This window comes from Variovorax sp. GrIS 2.14 (assembly GCF_046115955.1).
Classification (GTDB): domain Bacteria; phylum Pseudomonadota; class Gammaproteobacteria; order Burkholderiales; family Burkholderiaceae_C; genus Variovorax.
This window is the reverse complement of the sequence record NZ_JBJXIA010000004.1, coordinates 330,071-345,362: the sequence shown is the minus strand read 5'-3', so window position 1 is coordinate 345,362 and position 15,292 is coordinate 330,071. Positions and strand designations below refer to the sequence as shown.

Genomic DNA, 15,292 nt, shown 5'->3' with positions numbered 1-15,292 from the left:
GCTTGGTGGCACATCGCTGACGAGCAGGCTGCCGTGGTCGGCGAACCAGACCGGACCTTCGAGCCAGCGTGCCTGGTCGAACAGCAGCTCGAGTTCGGCATTCGCGAGCACGAAGGACCGAAAGCGCGGCTCGACGATGTGGTGTTTCGGCACGTCGTTCATGGCTAGCGAAGATGGCATGCCTGGCCGACCGGCTCGACGTGCAGACGAATGGTGATCAGGTGGGCCGGCTCGGCGCCGATCGTGCCCGAGCGATGGCCCTTGCGCCCTTGCGCATCAGCACGACAGTGCTGGTCTTCGCCCAGCGAAAGCTCGCCCGGCCCCATCTCGATGCGCGTGCCGTCCATCGCCTCGACCCACCAGCGGCCGGACAGGGGAACGATCCATTGCGGCGCCGGATTTTCATGCCAGTCGCCGACCCAGCCCACCGGCTGCACGGTGAAGACGACCGTCGCCTCGCTGCGCGGCTGCTCGTCGTTCCACTGCGGTGCAGCCTGCCCGACCTGGGCCAGCTGGAACGCCGTGAGCGCGCAGCGCGTCTGATGGCTAACGCCATCGCCGTCGGTCCACAGGTGCCAGTAGTGCGTCAGCGGTGCATTCATGAGAGGCCTGCCCCCAGCGCCACCAGAAGTAGTCCGCCGGCGAGTCCGAAGTTCTTGGTGAAGTCCCAGAAGTGCTGGCGATCGACACTGTCGCCGTCGGCCCACAAATCGCCGCGGCGCCAGAACGGGTGGTACAGCAAGGCCGTCACGACGCAAAAGGCCGTGAGGACAAGAGCGGCCATTCGCGCATGCCACTGCAGGACGATGCACATGGGCGCCAGCACCTCGATCACCATCGCGCCGACCAGCAAGATGGCGCCACCGGGCAGGAAGGACGAGTCGGCCTGTGCGAGCGCAGCTTTCCAGTGCAGCACCTTGTCCAGCGCGCTGAACGGAAACATCAGTACCAGGCAGATGCGCGCCAGCAGCATGAGCAGGTCTTGGTGGTTTCCAAGGCTCATGCGTGAGTCACTCCGAGACGCTCGCCGATGTGGGCGGCAACGCGCAGCGCATTCGCGATGAGAGTCAACGTCGGATTGACCGCGCCGATCGAGACGAAGAAGCTGGCGTCTGTGACGTAGAGGTTGTCGAGTTCATGCGCCTTGCAATTCAGATCCAGCACCGAGGTGGCCGGGTCGGTGCCGAAGCGCGCGGTGCCGGCCTGGTGCGCCGTGCCGCCCAGCGCGATGTCCTTGCCGAAATAGAGCTTGCGCTCCAGCAGCTTGACGTGCGCGCCAGCGCCGTCGAGCAAGCCCTCCAGCTTGGCCCGCAGGCGGTGATGCGCCTCCATGTTGTTGGGCGCGAGGGCGAGCGTGACGCGACCGTCGTTGCCAAGCTGGATGCGGTTTTCCGGTCGCGGCAGATCTTCGCTGGACAACCAGAAGTCCAATGAATGACGCGCCATCGCCTCGAACGGCATGTCCGGCAGCCATTCGAGCCAGGACGGCAACGACTCGCCCCGGATCTGGTCCGCATGCGACTTGGCGCACATCTGGATCAGACCCAGCGGATGGTTCCAGTCGGGTGCGCCGAAGTAATAGTCGCTCACCGCGAGCGTCTTCTGGAATGTGGTGTCGTTCGGCTCGCGCGACAGCGCCATCAGCACCGACTGGTTGTGGCGCATGTAGTTGCGCCCGACCTGACCCGACCCGTTGGCAAGCCCGTTCGGATGCGCGTCGTTGGAAGAACGAAGCAGCAACAGCGCCGTGCTCAGTGCCCCGCAGGCCACCACCACGATATCGCCCGAATAGCGCTCCTGCCGGCCATGGCGAGTGACGCAGGCGGCCGTGACGCGACGTCCCGACGCATCGGTCTCCAGGCGGTCGACCATGGCGTTGGTCAACAGCGTGACATTGGGATGCTCTCGCAGCATCGGATCGATGCACACCACCTGCGCGTCGGCTTTTGCGTCGAGTGGACAGGGAAAGCCGTCGAAGGCGTCGCAGCGAATGCAGCGGCTGGTGCGCGTCGGCTGGCCGTCGCGCTCTTCGAGCAGGATGCCCAGGGGCAAATGGAAAGGCCGCAAACCCTGCGCTGCCAGGCTGGCATGCAACGCCTCGATGCGGGGCTCGTGCGAGACCGCGGGATAGGGGAAGGCTGAGCTGCACGGCGGCTCGTTCGGATCTTCGCGGCGCTGCCCGTGCACGTGGAAAAGGCGCTCCGCTTCGTCATACCAGGGCGCGAACTCTTCATAGCGCAGCGGCCAGGCAGGCGACACACCGTCGCCATGCACGAGCTCGCCGAAGTCGCGCTCGCGCAGTCGCAACAACGCCGCGCCATACACCTTCGAATTGCCGCCCACATAGCGATGCAGCCCCGGTTCGAACTTCTGACCCTCGGCGCTGTACCAGGCCTCGCGCGCCTGATAGCGCCCGTGCACGAAGACTTCGCTGGAACTCCAGTTGGCCGTCTCTTTCGGCAGATAGTCGCCGCGTTCGAGGATCAGGATGCGCTTGCCGCTGGGCGCGAGCCGGTGGGCCAGCGAGGCACCACCGGGGCCGCTGCCGACGACGATCAGGTCGTAATGGTCAGCCGCCACTGGCAAACCCAGGGAAGAGCGTCATGCCGCCGTCCACGAACAGCGAGATGCCCGTCACATAGTCCGACGCGTCGGAAGCCAGCCACACGGCCGCCTGTCCGATGTCCGCCGGTTCACCGATGCGCTTGTAGGGCACCAGCTTCATGAGGTCTGCATAGGCATCGGGGGTCTGCCATGCGGCGGTGTTGATCGGCGTGCGGATCGCGCCGGGCGCGATGGCGTTCACCCGGATGCGCAGGGGTGCAACTTCCTGCGCCAGGCTCTTCATCAACATTTCAACGCCGCCCTTCGATGCCGCGTAGTTGGCATGGCCAGCCCACGGAATCATCTCGTGCACCGAGCTCATGTGGATGATCTTGCTCGCGGCCGTCGAGACCTTTTCATCGACGCCGCGGCGGACGAATTCGCGTACGGCACTGCGCGCACACAGGAACTGGCCTGTCAGGTTGACGCCGATGACGGTATGCCACTGGTCTAGCGTCATCTGGTGGAACGGTGCGTCGCGCTGCAGGCCAGCATTACAGACCACGACATGCAACGTGCCGAAAACCTTGATCGCCTCCGCGAACATAGTTTCGACCTCCTGCTCATCGCTCACATCGGCCCGGAGTGCAATCGCACGTCGACCGAAGCCCCGGATCTCTGCTGCGACAGCCTCTGCGGCTTCGGGATCCGAGACGTAGTTGACGACCACGTCGGCCCCCGCCCTGCCAAGCGCCAGAGCGACTGCGCGACCGATGCCGGAGTTGGCGCCCGTCACCAACGCAGGCTGTCCCTCCAGCACGATGGGAATGGGTGGACGTGGCAACGGAGGACTGTCCTCTGGCAACACACGATCGTTCGGCGCTGGCGCTCCCAGGACGGAACTGGTGTCGGATGATGTGGTCATGGGAGAGTTGAGAGCCGAGACTTGGGAGCCAGAGCAAATGCAACCCTGCGCCGCTGGGGCAATGTCCCGTGAAAGGAATGTGGTGGCAGCGCTGCCAGACAGGGCCGCTATAAGGCATGTCGGCATGGCCCAAGCTGTTTTGTTTTCCAGTTCGAACTTCCGGCGTCGGGCAGCAATCGGACAATTGCCCAACGACTTCAGGAAACTCATGATCTTCAGACGTCCCGTCCTGACTGCCAATCTGCGGTTTGCAGCGCCGAGTCTTCATGCCTTAAGTGCATTTTCCGCATGATCAGCGACGACATCGACGCAGATCGGCACACACGACGCGAGCGTGCCGCGCAAGCACCGCCGTCGGACACCCACTCACCCGCCGATCGCTACCAGGAACTGTTCGTCGCCGTGCAACGCGACGGTGTCTTCGACGACTCGAAGACGTTCGTCGACTGTGCGCCCATTGGCACGCCGGTCGAGATTCTTGCCGCCTACCGTGCGCAGTGCAAGGCGGAAGGGTTCGACCTCCATGCCTTCGTGAGCCGGCACTTCGCACTCCAGCACCATGCCGCCAAGCACTACCGGTCGCTGCCCGGCCAGCCGATCGCGCAACACATCGAAGGGCTTTGGGACCAACTCACTCGGCATCCCGCACAGCATCCCCACGGTGGATCGCTGCTGCAGTTGCCACACCCGTATGTCGTGCCCGGTGGCCGCTTCGTCGAGATGTACTACTGGGATTCTTACTTCACGATGCTGGGCCTCGTCGGCGCCCCGCGCGAGGCGTTGCTGCATGCGATGACGGACAATTTCGCGTATCTGATCGATACCTACGGTCATGTGCCGAATGGCACCCGGACCTACTACCTCAGCCGGTCCCAACCCCCCGTCTTCGCATTGATGGCGGAGCTGTGCGAGTCGTGTCATGGCAAGGGTGCGATCCGCTATTTGCCCCAGCTCGTGCGCGAACACGCGTTCTGGATGAACGGCGCCGAGCAGCTCTTGCCAGGCCATGCCCACCGACGCGTCGTCGCCCTCAAGGATGGCGCGCTTCTCAACAGGTACTGGGACGATCGCGACACGCCGCGCGAGGAATCCTGGCGGGAAGACGTCGCCACCGCTGCGTCTTCGGGCCGATCCGCTGCCGAGGTCTACCGCGACCTGCGCGCCGCAGCCGAATCCGGATGGGATTTCAGCTCGCGCTGGCTCGACACGCAACGAATGGACGCCGACCGAAAGCTGGCGTTGTCCACCATTCGAACCACTCGCATCGTGCCGGTGGATCTCAATGCGCTGCTTCACAAACTCGAGTCGACGATTGCGAGGCTGAGCGACGACGCGGGGGACGCGAAAACATCGGAGGCATTCCGGCGGCACGCGCAGCATCGACAGGAGGCGATGACTCGTTATCTATGGGACGACGACGCATCCGCCTTTCTCGACTACGACTGGGAACGCGCGACGTCGCGGCGCGAGCTGAACGCCGCAGCCGTCGTCCCCCTCTTCACAGGCTGCGCGACGCACGCACAGGCCGATGCATTGGCGGGCCGCATGCGTGCTGAACTCCTGGCGCCAGGCGGCCTGGCGACGACGGGCCTGGCCAGCGGCGAGCAATGGGATCGACCCAACGGCTGGGCCCCACTTCAGTGGATGGCTGTTCGCGGCCTCCACGACTACGGGCATGCGGCACTGGCCGACGAGATCCGTGCCCGTTGGCGCAAGACCGTCGAGGAGGTCTATCAGCGAGAAGGGAAACTGGTCGAGAAGTACGCACTGCGCGAAACGCACGATGCGCCGTCGACCGGCGGCGGAGGTGGCGAGTATCCGCTGCAGGATGGTTTTGGCTGGACCAACGGGGTGGTAGCGCGCTGGCTGTGATCGCCCTCGGGTTGCTCCGTGTCCGGGCCGGCCTGAACGCTCGTCCAGCCCTCTTCATTTCGACTGTCGAAATGGAATTTACCGCACCGCACCAATGGCGGATCGCACGACACGACCAATGGTCAGTCCCTGAACCAGGATCGAGAACACCACCACGCAATAGGTCAGCGCAAGGATGATCTCGCGTTCGGCGCCGACCGGCAGAGACAGTGCAAGTGCGACCGAGATTCCGCCGCGCAGTCCGCCCCATGCGAGCACGCGCGGAGAGCCGTGCGGCAGGCGGAACAAGGTGCCGGCGATGCCGACGGGCAAGCCCACCGTGATCCAGCGGGCCGCCAGGGTCACGACGATGGCCACCACTCCCGCGACGAGAATCGGCGCGGTGAAGGCGATCAGCAGCACCTCGAGACCGATCAGCACGAACAGCACGGCGTTCAGGATTTCGTCGAGCAATTCCCAGAACATGTCGATGTAGCGGCGCGTGTGATCGGACATGGCAAGCGCACGACCACCGTTGCCGATCATGAGTCCACAGACCACCATCGCCAACGGCCCCGAGACATGGAGATGGCTGGCCAGCGCGTAGCCGCCCATCACCGCAGCCAGCGTGAGCAACACCTCGACCTGGTACTGGTCGATGCTGCGCAGCAAGCGGAATGTCACGTAGCCCAGCACCAGGCCGAAAGCGATGCCGCCACCGGCTTCGCGCAGCAGCAACCCTCCAGCGACCGCCAGCGTCGGCGCGCTGCCGCTGGCCAAAACACCCAGCAGCAGCGCGAAGATCACCACCCCGACGCCATCGTTGAACAGCGACTCGCCGGCGATCACAAGCTCCAGGTTCTTCGGCGCACCGGCGGAATTGAGAATGCCCATGACCGCGATCGGATCGGTCGGCGAGATGAGTGCGCCGAAGAGGAGGCAGTACAGAAAGGGCAGCTGGACACCGATGAATGGGAGCACCAGCCACATGCCCGCGCCGACCACCAGGGTCGAGGCCATCGTTCCGACCAGGGCCAGCACGGCGACCTGCCATCGGTATTGCCGCAGCGCACGCAGATCGACATGCAATGCGCCAGCGAACAGGAGGAACGACAGCATGCCCTGCATCAGCACATCGGAGAAATCGATCGAGCGCAGAAACGATTCCTCGTACTGGCGCAGCCCATGATCGAGGCCGAGTGCGTTGAGGCCGAGCAGGACGAGCGAAATGCCCAAGGCGATGGCCATCACCCCAATGGTGGTGGGCAACCTGACGAAGCGGTGGTTAAGGTAGGCGAGCAACGCCGTGACGACGAGACAGATGGCGGCAATATCAAGCATGTACGGCAACTGTATAGGCCGAGCGACAGGCGGAGCGCCTCGAGAGTGATGGAGGACACCGCGCCCGTCGCTCCGGTGGTCGATGAAGCGCCGAGTGGGTTGCGCAGTTTGCGGATGGGGGCGTTCAGGGGAACAACTGACGCAATGTCGCAAGCCTCGCGCTCAACCGCCTGCCCCCGCGTGGGACGCAGTGCACAGCGCGACTCGGTCGGAGGCCTCAGTCGGGCGTGCGATTGGCCAGGCCCACAGCGATGGCCAACTCGGACAGCTGGTCGGCGTGCTGCGTGGCCAGCCGAGCAAGCTTCTTGCGGCCTGCAGCAAGCAGATGAACTTCAACCTGGCGTCGGTCCACCGCACTCGCCTTGCGCCTGACGAGTCCGGCTTCCTCGCAACGCGAAACCAGGGCGACCACACCGTGCGGCTGCGCCTGCAGCCGCTCGGCAATTTCTCCGATCGACGCCCACTGTCTTCCTGGAAACCCTTGCGTGTGAAGCATCAATTGGTACTGCAGCACCGTGATGCCCTCCTCCCGTGCAGCGTCTTCGCTGAACCGCAGGAAGCTGCGCAAGCGAAAGCGGAAATCTGAAAGAGCTTCGAAGCGCTGCTTCTCCGCTGCACCTTGGTTGTTTGTCATTGGCTGTGTGCTCGTCGGACGGATGAATGTAGCAGTGGCTTGCGGACTGTTCCCGCAGTGCGAAGGGTTATTACTCACGACGTGACATACATAACCTCATAACATGACATATCTGAACGCAGCCTGACCCGGCGTCATGGCTGCGTTTCTGCTTTCGTGCAGGCTTCCGCTGTCGAATTCCACTTCCCTGAGAGATCTTCCCAAGCCATGAAAATCAAGAGCCAGAAGGACTTGCTGTCCGGTCTCATGTTCAGTGGCGTCGGCCTGGCCTTTGCCATTGGTGCGATGAACTACAACATCGGAAGCGGAGCCCGAATGGGGCCTGGCTATTTCCCGCTTGTGCTCGGCATCCTGCTGGCCATCGGTGGCGGGGTGGTCATGGTGGGGGCTCTGTCGGCAGGTCCGGCCGGCGGTGACCCGGTCGGGCGCATCGCCTGGAAACCGCTGACCCTGGTCATCGGCGCCAACCTGGTGTTTGGCCTGCTGCTCGGAGGCCTGCCGACGATGGGCGTTCCGGCGATGGGGTTGATGATCGCGATCTATGCCTTGGTGCTGATCGCAAGCCTTGCCGGCACACGTTTCACGCTCAAGGCGGCCCTCATCCTGGCCACGATCCTGGCGATCGGCAGCTACCTGACCTTCATCATCGGCCTGAGCCTGCAGTTCCAGGTCTGGCCCACGTTCATCACCGGCTGAGGTCTGAATTCCATGGAACTGATCCACAACCTCGCCATCGGCTTCGAAGCCGCGCTCACAGTTCAAAACTTGATCTATTGCTTCGTGGGCTGCCTGCTCGGAACGCTCATCGGCGTGCTCCCCGGCATCGGCCCGGTCGCGACGATCGCGATGCTGCTGCCGGCCACCTACGCGCTTCCCCCGGTGGCCGCGCTCATCATGCTGGCCGGCATCTACTACGGCTCGCAGTACGGCGGCTCGACCACGGCCATCCTGGTCAACCTGCCCGGCGAATCGTCCTCTGTCGTCACCGTCATCGACGGGCACCAGATGGCCAAGCAGGGACGGGGCGGACCGGCGCTCGCGGCCGCGGGGCTCGGGTCGTTCTTTGCCGGCTGCGTCGGCACCTTGGTGCTCGCGGCCTTCGCGCCGCCGCTGACCGAATTGGCATTCAAGTTCGGCCCGGCGAAGTACTTCTCTCTGATGGTGCTGGGATTGATCGGCGCGGTGGTGCTGGCCTCCGGATCGCTGATCAAAGCCATCTGCATGATCATGCTGGGCCTGCTTCTGGGCCTGGTCGGCACCGATGTGAATTCAGGCGTGGCGCGCTTCAGCTTCGACATTCCCGAACTCACCGACGGCATCAGCTTCGTGGCCATCGCCATGGGCATCTTCGGTTACGGCGAGATCATCGCGAATCTGTCACGCAGCGAAGAAGAGGGCCAGGTCTTCACGGCCAAGCTGCACGGCCTGATGCCCACCAAGGAAGATTTCAGGAACATGATGCCTGCCGTGCTTAGAGGCACGGCGCTGGGCTGTTCGCTCGGCATTCTTCCGGGCGGAGGCTCGCTGCTGTCGGCCTTTGCTTCCTACACGCTCGAAAAGAAGATCAAGCTGCGGCAAGGCGAGATTCCGTTCGGCAAGGGCAACATCCGCGGCGTCGCCGGCCCGGAGTCCGCCAACAATGCCGGCGCGCAGACGTCCTTCATCCCGCTGCTCACCCTTGGCATTCCAGGCAATCCAGTGATGGCCCTGATGGTCGGTGCCATGACCATCCACAACATCCAGCCGGGTCCGCAGGTCATGACCAGCAACCCCGAGCTGTTCTGGGGCCTGATCGCGTCGATGTGGATCGGCAACCTGATGTTGATCATCCTGAATCTGCCGCTGATCGGCGTGTGGATCAAGTTGTTGTCGATCCCCTACCGCTGGCTCTTCCCGGCCATCGTGCTGTTTTGTGCCATCGGCGTGTACTCGACGAACAACAACACCTTCGATGTCTGGATGGTCGGCTTCTTCGGAGTCGTCGGCTACGCCTTCCTGAAACTGGGTTGCGAGCCTGCGCCGCTGTTGTTGGGCCTGATCCTCGGACCGATGATGGAGGAGAACCTCCGGCGCGCGCTGCTGTTGTCCCGAGGGGATTGGGGGGTGCTGGTCACCCGGCCGATCTCGGCGGGGCTGCTGGTTGCTGCTGTGCTGTTGCTCACCGTCGTGTTGTTGCCGGCAGTTAAATCGAAACGCGAAGAAGCGTTTGTAGAGGAGTAACCCGATGCACATATACCTCTCCCGTCTCTGCATTGCCATTCCCGGCGGGACATTGGTGGTCCTGGCCGCATGCAGTACCCAAGTTCCCTTGAATCCGACCTCGCCGTTTTCGCCTGCACGGATTTCGACGGCATCGCCTGGCCGCGTCGAGCAGGCGGTCGTGGTGCCCTCCCCCACCGCCCTGCACCCGCCCAAGGCCGATTTTGCGATGCCCGCGCGCGGCCCGGCGCGGGCATGGTTCGACGGCGCCGGCAACCCGGGCATCGATATCGTGGGGCAACCCGGCGATCCGGTCTTCGCCTCGCGCGACGGCCGCGTCGTGCTTGTGAGCAGTGCCCTGCCCGCCTACGAAACCATGATCGTGATCAAGCACGACGACACGTTCATCACGGCTTATGCGCACCTCGGAAAGACGCTCGTGCGCGAGAACGACGAGGTGCGCCAGGGCCAGCAGATTGCAGAGTTTGGCTTCCGGAAGAACGACGAGGTCGCGCTGCATTTCGAGATTCGCAAGATGGGCGTCGCGGTCGATCCCGAGCTCTACCTTCAGGGCCTCGCCCATTGAGATCTTCTTTTTTCTACTTCACACGGAACCCATCACGAATGCTTCATCCCAAGCGACTTTTGAATCTGTTCATCCTGCTCGCGATCTGCTGGCTCGCAGCGCCATCGGCGTTGGCCGCCCAGATGGTCAGCGCCGCCGGCAACACCGTCAACATGCGCACGGGGCCCGGGACAAGCTACGTCGCGCGCTGGACAGTCGACAAGGGCTACCCATTCAAGGTGCTCGCGCGCAAGGGCAAGTGGCTCAAGGTCAGCGACTTTAAGCACGACTCGGGCTGGGTCTATGGCCCGCTGATGAACAAGACGCGGCACTACATCGTGAGTGCGGCCTCGGCGACGCTGCGCGCAGCCCCCAACGCACGCAGTGCCGTGGTCTTCAGGGCCGCCCGGGGCGATGTGCTGCGCAAGCTTCGCCAACGCGGGCGCTGGATCAAGGTGCGCCACGAACACGGCCCGGTTGGCTGGGTGGTGAAGAGCAGGCTCTGGGGATGGTGAGCGCCGTGAATCACCTTGAACACCACGCTTACCAACGGATTGCACGCACATGAACGACTTCATGCAAACCATCCAGGCGATCAACTGGGAGCGCTGGAGCACCCCTGCACTTTCAGGGCTTCGGATCGTGCTGATCGTGGTGGTCGCGTGGATTTCGATCAGCGTGCTGCAGCGCGCAGTGCGCGTGGTCCGCCTGCGGGTCGAAGGGCGCCTGGATGGCACCGACAGCGCGCGACGCGCCGAGACATTGGGTCGCGTCGTGCGCTACCTGATCGCCATGGTGATCAGCGCCGTCGCGGTCATGCTGGTGCTGGCGGAAGTTGGCGTGTCGCTGGCACCCATCCTGGGCGCTGCCGGCGTGGTGGGTCTCGCCATAGGCTTCGGCGCCCAGAGCCTGGTCAAGGACTACTTTACGGGCTTCTTCATCCTGTTCGAGGATCAAATCCGCACCGGCGACGTCATCAGCATCGCGGGCATCGGTGGCTCTGTTGAAGACATCACGCTGCGTCATGTCCGCCTGAGAGACTACGACGGCAATGTGCACTTCGTACCGAATGGACTGATTACCTCGGTGACCAACATGTCCCGGTCCTTCGCACAGGCCGTGATGGATGTGGGCGTCTCTTACCGCGAAGACGTCGATCAGGTGATGGCACTCATGGCCGAGGTCGGTCGACAGCTGAGAGCGGATCCTGACCATGCCGTAAAAATCCTCGGCGACTTGGAGATTGCAGGCGTGGAGCGCCTTGATGACAGCGCCGTTGTACTGCGATGCCGCTTCAAGGTAGCACCGCTCCAGCAATGGACGGTCAGACGCGAATACCTGCGCCGCATGAAGGCGGCGTTCGACGCACAAGGCATTGAGATCCCGTTTCCGCATGTCACCGTTTATGCGGGCGTAGGCAAGGACGGCTCGGCTCCGGCGTTGCCGGTGCGGCTGCCGGGCGGTGCCCTCGAGGCCCAGGCGGTGCTCGATCATGTGCTGCCTTGAGCGCAGCGACAGCATCAACGTCGGCGAAGAGATTCAGCGCAGTGACAGACAGAACGGTCCTGCGAAAGACGTGAATACGTCGCGACGGTAGCTAGAGTGTCTTGCAATGCATCCCGCCTTCGTCCCCGCTGACCGATTGCGCTTCGCTTCAGGTTCCCTGGGGCTGATCTTCGCCACAGGCAGGCAGTGGTCTGCCTATGTTGTTGCCACTCTGGTGTTGGCCGGCTGCAGCCAAGGCTACCCGACGTCCAATGCCCCGGACACACGAAGCATGGGCGCCGCGCAACATCTGGCAGCAATCAACGGTATGTTGGCGTCCGATCCAGACCACGCCTCACGCGAAGCGCTGCTGGTCAACGCATGCACGTTGCGCTTCACTGCTTTACTCTCCTTTCAACATCGCATTCAGGGATCACCTGCAGGAACTCGTCAGGCGATGCTGGGCCATAAAAGGATCAAGACCATAGGCCTGCGCGACCTTAGACAGCGACAGCCACGCTCTCGACCACACCATCCTGAGGGCGTTGGCCAGACGCCGTCGCCAACGACAGAACTTTTCATGTTGGAGCTGCGCGCGTAATGCATCACAATGTGACCTATTAGGCTCGCAGCGGGAAAATACCGAGCACGCCGAAATTGTTTCGGATTGGGCAAGGATCGTCCGCGCGATTCGCAATCACAGCGTTTCACGCCACAGCAGCATCAATTTACGGGTATGAAATCACGTCAAGAAACTCTGGGAAGCGCGTCTCCCTCCGACAGGTTCGGAGGGCGTGTGGCGGCGTGCCTGACGGTGGGCACCGACGAACTGCCTGAAGCCCAACTCGCCCGACTTGAAGCTGCTCGAAGCCGCGCACTCGGGCGCAAGAAGAAGGCTTTGAGTCGCCCGATGCGATCAACGGCCCGCCGCATCCCGTCGTGGCTGCAGTTGAGCTCTCGCGGACTGAAGCTTGCGACGGTGGTCCCGTTTGTTCTGCTCGCGGCGGGTCTCTGGACGATCGACACGGTCACCATCGAGAACCTTTCAAGCGATATCGCGGAAATCGAACTGAGGCTGTTGACCAGCAAGCTGCCGCTTGCCGCATACACCGATCCAGGCTTCGCCGAGTTCGTGCGGCGCGATCGGCAGAACGCCGTAGCCGCTGCCGACGGGCCAACTTGAGGCTGTCGCTCCCGCCAAGTGAGCATCGTCGGTGATCTCACAGTGCAGCAGTGCCTTTAGGTGCCGGCACGCTGGCAGATCCGATCGAGATGCCCAATGACAAGCCGCGCTCACTCGTACACAAAAATGCCTGAAGCAGAACCGCTGAACAACGGTTCACACTTGCATCGATGGGCATGCCAACCCGGCTGCCGTCGTCGACCGGGCATCGTGGGCCGCCCTGAAACTGAACGCTCCTCTCGGATCGCTTTGGCGACGGTGCGCTGGGCGAGCATCGGAGGACGAATGAAACGTCTCGTCATCGTGAGCCCACTCCTCTTGCTTGCAGCCTGCGCGAGTTCGGGCCTGTCAGCCAATGGGATTCACTCCCTCGAAGTGAGCAGCCCACATCGTTTCGCCCTGCGTACGACAGCGATCCTGGAAGCGTCCAGACAATGTCGAGAGAACGGCAAACGAGTCGATATCCTTCAGGTGGATTCCAGTGGACTGACGCCCTTTACAAATCTGCCTGAGGCCGAAGCCGTGTTCCGGTGCGACTGAGGGTTGCGATTTCCGCAATGGCAGGGTTCGCCGCGGTCGATCTCTGTGAATACCGTAGTGCCGCCCAACAGATTTGTCTGATCATGATCGTTTGCTTTCGTTTCAACTTCGTCCTGGCGCTGTCGCTGGTGAGCGCCTCGGCCCTGAGCGCCACAACCCACGACGCGACCGAACTGAACGTCAAGTACCACGATGTTCAGAAGTGCACTGAGCGCACCCTGGGAAAGCAATGGGAAGCGCGGTATGGCATTGAAATGGCACTTAACCGTTGGGGTGCGATCGAAGCGACGGGCGCCTCCATTGACACGGCGCCGCAGGTCGTTCGCGTCACAGATCTTCGATGCCGGTACCAGAGCGATCTGGCCGGTGAACCGCGGCCTTGATGCTGGCTGGCAAGGTGATGGTGACGGGCGGAGAGCCCACCTATTCAAGCGCGAATGTCGCGAGTTGTCGCCTCTGTTCACCCGAATTTGCACCCCCGAAAGAATGCAGTGTCAAAACACGATGTGAAGTGACCAGACGCAAAAAAGCCCCGACAGGCGGGGCTTTAGAGCGCTTGCTGATGCACCGTGAAGTGATCTGAAAGCTATAGCTGGCGGAACCGGAGGGATTCGAACCCTCGATGAGGCTCTACACCCCATACTCCCTTAGCAGGGGAGCACCTTCGGCCACTCGGTCACAGTTCCTGAAAGAAGCCGCAATTATGCCAGCTTCCACGCCGCTTTCAAGCGGGCGGCTGATCCAGATCGAAGGCCTTGTGCAGCGCGCGCACGGCCAGTTCCATGTACTTTTCATCGATCACGACCGATGTCTTGATCTCGCTGGTCGAGATCATCTGGATGTTGATGCCCTCTTCGCTCAGCACGCGGAACATCTTGCTGGCCACGCCCACGTGGCTGCGCATGCCGATGCCGACGATGCTGACCTTGCAGATCTTGGTGTCGCCGACGATCTCTGCCGCGCCGAGCGTGGGCAGCACTTTGGCCTTGAGCAGGTCCATCGCCTTGGCGAACTCGCTGCGATGCACCGTGAAGCTGAAGTCGGTTTTGCCGTCCTTGCTCAGGTTCTGGATGATGACGTCCACTTCGATGTTTGCATCGGCGACGGCACCGAGGATGTGATACGCGATGCCCGGCTTGTCGGGCACGCCGAGCACCGAGATCTTGGCCTCGTCACGGTTGAACGCGATGCCGGATACGACGGCTTGTTCCATTTTTTCGTCTTCCTCGAAAGTGATCAGCGTGCCGGACTTGGCCTCTTCAACGATGTCGATATCCCACGGCGTAAAGCTCGAAAGCACGCGCAGCGGCACCTTGTACTTGCCGGCAAATTCGACCGAGCGAATCTGCAGCACTTTTGAGCCTAGGCTCGCCATTTCAAGCATCTCTTCGAAGCTCACCGTCTTCAGGCGGCGAGCGTCCGGCTCCACGCGCGGGTCGGTCGTGTAGACGCCGTCGACGTCGGTGTAGATCAGGCACTCGTGCGCCTTCATGGCCGCGGCAATGGCAACAGCCGACGTATCGCTGCCGCCGCGTCCCAGCGTTGTGATGTTGCCGGCGTCGTCGACACCTTGAAAGCCGGTGATGACGACGACGCGGCCGGCATCGAGGTCGGCGCGCACGCGCTCGTCGTCGATGCTCTCTATGCGCGCCTTGGTGTAGGCGCTGTCGGTGCGAACCGAAACCTGCCAGCCGGCATAGCTCACCGCTTCCATGCCCTCGGCCTGCAGCGCGATGGCCAGCAACGCCGACGAAGCCTGCTCGCCGGTCGAGGCAAGCATGTCGAGTTCCCGGTCGTGGCCGCGGCTGCCGGTCTGCTGAGATGCCAGCTCCTTGGCGAGACCGAGCAGGCGGTTGGTTTCGCCGCTCATGGCGCTGGGGACCACGACCATCTGGTGGCCGGCGCGCGCCCATTTGGCGACGCGCTTGGCGACGTTGCGGATGCGCTCGGTGGAGCCCATCGACGTGCCGCCGTATTTGTGAACGATCAATGCCATGGGTGAATTGGGAAGAGAAAGAAACCGGG

18 protein-coding genes and 1 tRNA gene are annotated in these 15,292 nt (G+C 63.0%); 11 read left to right on the top strand and 8 right to left on the bottom strand.

The genetic code is table 11. The features are described 5' to 3' along the window. Positions 1-33: 33 nt before the first annotated feature. A complete protein-coding gene (locus RCH10_RS09835; RefSeq protein WP_409052203.1) occupies positions 34-168 on the top strand; it encodes a hypothetical protein in 135 nt (44 codons plus the stop codon). On the opposite strand, the gene RCH10_RS09830 is transcribed toward RCH10_RS09835, so the two are convergent. From RCH10_RS09830 to RCH10_RS09815, 4 genes are read right to left on the bottom strand one after another with little or no spacing between them, the layout of a single operon-like run. Continuing rightward, positions 165-602 (bottom strand): cupin domain-containing protein, encoded by a 438-nt coding sequence (locus RCH10_RS09830; protein ID WP_409052202.1) that lies wholly within the window; start codon positions 600-602, stop codon positions 165-167. The genes RCH10_RS09835 and RCH10_RS09830 overlap by 4 nt on opposite strands. Next, positions 599-1,003 carry a DoxX family protein gene (locus RCH10_RS09825; RefSeq protein WP_323496909.1) on the bottom strand — a complete coding sequence of 135 codons (405 nt, stop codon included), beginning with the start codon at positions 1,001-1,003 and terminating at the stop codon, positions 599-601. Before RCH10_RS09825 ends, RCH10_RS09830 begins: the two co-directional genes overlap by 4 nt. Beyond that, the gene (locus RCH10_RS09820) at positions 1,000-2,580 is read right to left on the bottom strand and encodes an FAD-dependent oxidoreductase (protein ID WP_409052201.1); all 1,581 of its coding nucleotides are present in this window, start codon (positions 2,578-2,580) and stop codon (positions 1,000-1,002) included. Before RCH10_RS09820 ends, RCH10_RS09825 begins: the two co-directional genes overlap by 4 nt. After that, positions 2,570-3,373, bottom strand: a complete 804-nt coding sequence (locus RCH10_RS09815; RefSeq protein WP_409052236.1) for an SDR family oxidoreductase — start codon at positions 3,371-3,373, stop codon at positions 2,570-2,572. Before RCH10_RS09815 ends, RCH10_RS09820 begins: the two co-directional genes overlap by 11 nt. A gap of 384 nt (positions 3,374-3,757) precedes the next feature. Here RCH10_RS09815 and treF point away from each other — a divergent pair, with 384 nt between their 5' ends. Further along, on the top strand, positions 3,758-5,341 hold the full coding sequence (gene treF, locus RCH10_RS09810; RefSeq protein ID WP_409052200.1) for an alpha,alpha-trehalase TreF: 1,584 nt from the start codon (positions 3,758-3,760) through the stop codon (positions 5,339-5,341). A gap of 78 nt (positions 5,342-5,419) precedes the next feature. Here treF and RCH10_RS09805 read toward each other — a convergent pair whose 3' ends face one another. Beyond that, positions 5,420-6,661, bottom strand: coding sequence for a cation:proton antiporter (locus RCH10_RS09805; protein WP_409052199.1), 1,242 nt, complete (start codon positions 6,659-6,661; stop codon positions 5,420-5,422). A gap of 217 nt (positions 6,662-6,878) precedes the next feature. Further along, the gene (locus RCH10_RS09800) at positions 6,879-7,295 is read right to left on the bottom strand and encodes a MarR family winged helix-turn-helix transcriptional regulator (RefSeq protein WP_409052198.1); all 417 of its coding nucleotides are present in this window, start codon (positions 7,293-7,295) and stop codon (positions 6,879-6,881) included. Positions 7,296-7,502: 207 nt separating this feature from the next. Between RCH10_RS09800 and RCH10_RS09795 the strand changes: the two genes are divergently transcribed. From RCH10_RS09795 to RCH10_RS09755, 9 genes are all read left to right on the top strand, one after another. Beyond that, complete coding sequence (locus tag RCH10_RS09795) at positions 7,503-7,991, top strand: tripartite tricarboxylate transporter TctB family protein (protein ID WP_323496903.1); 489 nt, start codon at positions 7,503-7,505, stop codon at positions 7,989-7,991. Between the two features lie 12 nt (positions 7,992-8,003). After that, complete coding sequence (locus RCH10_RS09790) at positions 8,004-9,515, top strand: tripartite tricarboxylate transporter permease (protein ID WP_409052197.1); 1,512 nt, start codon at positions 8,004-8,006, stop codon at positions 9,513-9,515. A gap of 4 nt (positions 9,516-9,519) precedes the next feature. After that, positions 9,520-10,080 carry a murein hydrolase activator EnvC family protein gene (locus RCH10_RS09785; protein WP_409052196.1) on the top strand — a complete coding sequence of 187 codons (561 nt, stop codon included), beginning with the start codon at positions 9,520-9,522 and terminating at the stop codon, positions 10,078-10,080. A gap of 38 nt (positions 10,081-10,118) precedes the next feature. Further along, the gene (locus RCH10_RS09780; RefSeq protein WP_409052195.1) at positions 10,119-10,574 is read left to right on the top strand and encodes an SH3 domain-containing protein; all 456 of its coding nucleotides are present in this window, start codon (positions 10,119-10,121) and stop codon (positions 10,572-10,574) included. 49 nt (positions 10,575-10,623) lie between these two features. After that, entirely contained in the window at positions 10,624-11,565 is a 942-nt protein-coding gene (locus RCH10_RS09775; RefSeq protein WP_409052194.1) for a mechanosensitive ion channel family protein, read from the top strand. Positions 11,566-11,671: 106 nt separating this feature from the next. After that, complete coding sequence (locus RCH10_RS09770) at positions 11,672-12,145, top strand: hypothetical protein (RefSeq protein ID WP_409052193.1); 474 nt, start codon at positions 11,672-11,674, stop codon at positions 12,143-12,145. Between the two features lie 135 nt (positions 12,146-12,280). Further along, positions 12,281-12,727 (top strand): DUF3619 family protein, encoded by a 447-nt coding sequence (locus RCH10_RS09765; protein WP_409052235.1) that lies wholly within the window; start codon positions 12,281-12,283, stop codon positions 12,725-12,727. A gap of 285 nt (positions 12,728-13,012) precedes the next feature. Beyond that, entirely contained in the window at positions 13,013-13,267 is a 255-nt protein-coding gene (locus RCH10_RS09760; RefSeq protein WP_409052192.1) for a hypothetical protein, read from the top strand. 17 nt (positions 13,268-13,284) lie between these two features. Continuing rightward, positions 13,285-13,650 carry a hypothetical protein gene (locus RCH10_RS09755; protein WP_323496897.1) on the top strand — a complete coding sequence of 122 codons (366 nt, stop codon included), beginning with the start codon at positions 13,285-13,287 and terminating at the stop codon, positions 13,648-13,650. Between the two features lie 210 nt (positions 13,651-13,860). Here the strand turns inward: RCH10_RS09755 and RCH10_RS09750 are convergent. Continuing rightward, positions 13,861-13,953, bottom strand: a tRNA-Ser gene (locus RCH10_RS09750). 38 nt (positions 13,954-13,991) lie between these two features. Beyond that, positions 13,992-15,263: an aspartate kinase gene (locus RCH10_RS09745; RefSeq protein ID WP_409052191.1), complete on the bottom strand. Its 1,272-nt coding sequence runs from the start codon at positions 15,261-15,263 to the stop codon at positions 13,992-13,994. Positions 15,264-15,292: the final 29 nt, after the last annotated feature.

Coding starts and splice junctions, on each gene's coding strand:
- RCH10_RS09830 (WP_409052202.1), bottom strand. CDS start 602: ATGAATGCACCGCTGACGCACTACTGGCACCTGTGGACCGACGGCGAT.
- RCH10_RS09825 (WP_323496909.1), bottom strand. CDS start 1,003: ATGAGCCTTGGAAACCACCAAGACCTGCTCATGCTGCTGGCGCGCATC.
- treF (WP_409052200.1), top strand. CDS start 3,758: ATGATCAGCGACGACATCGACGCAGATCGGCACACACGACGCGAGCGT.
- RCH10_RS09805 (WP_409052199.1), bottom strand. CDS start 6,661: ATGCTTGATATTGCCGCCATCTGTCTCGTCGTCACGGCGTTGCTCGCC.
- RCH10_RS09800 (WP_409052198.1), bottom strand. CDS start 7,295: ATGACAAACAACCAAGGTGCAGCGGAGAAGCAGCGCTTCGAAGCTCTT.
- RCH10_RS09795 (WP_323496903.1), top strand. CDS start 7,503: ATGAAAATCAAGAGCCAGAAGGACTTGCTGTCCGGTCTCATGTTCAGT.
- RCH10_RS09790 (WP_409052197.1), top strand. CDS start 8,004: ATGGAACTGATCCACAACCTCGCCATCGGCTTCGAAGCCGCGCTCACA.
- RCH10_RS09785 (WP_409052196.1), top strand. CDS start 9,520: ATGCACATATACCTCTCCCGTCTCTGCATTGCCATTCCCGGCGGGACA.
- RCH10_RS09780 (WP_409052195.1), top strand. CDS start 10,119: ATGCTTCATCCCAAGCGACTTTTGAATCTGTTCATCCTGCTCGCGATC.
- RCH10_RS09775 (WP_409052194.1), top strand. CDS start 10,624: ATGAACGACTTCATGCAAACCATCCAGGCGATCAACTGGGAGCGCTGG.
- RCH10_RS09770 (WP_409052193.1), top strand. CDS start 11,672: ATGCATCCCGCCTTCGTCCCCGCTGACCGATTGCGCTTCGCTTCAGGT.
- RCH10_RS09765 (WP_409052235.1), top strand. CDS start 12,281: ATGAAATCACGTCAAGAAACTCTGGGAAGCGCGTCTCCCTCCGACAGG.
- RCH10_RS09760 (WP_409052192.1), top strand. CDS start 13,013: ATGAAACGTCTCGTCATCGTGAGCCCACTCCTCTTGCTTGCAGCCTGC.
- RCH10_RS09755 (WP_323496897.1), top strand. CDS start 13,285: ATGGCAGGGTTCGCCGCGGTCGATCTCTGTGAATACCGTAGTGCCGCC.
- RCH10_RS09745 (WP_409052191.1), bottom strand. CDS start 15,263: ATGGCATTGATCGTTCACAAATACGGCGGCACGTCGATGGGCTCCACC.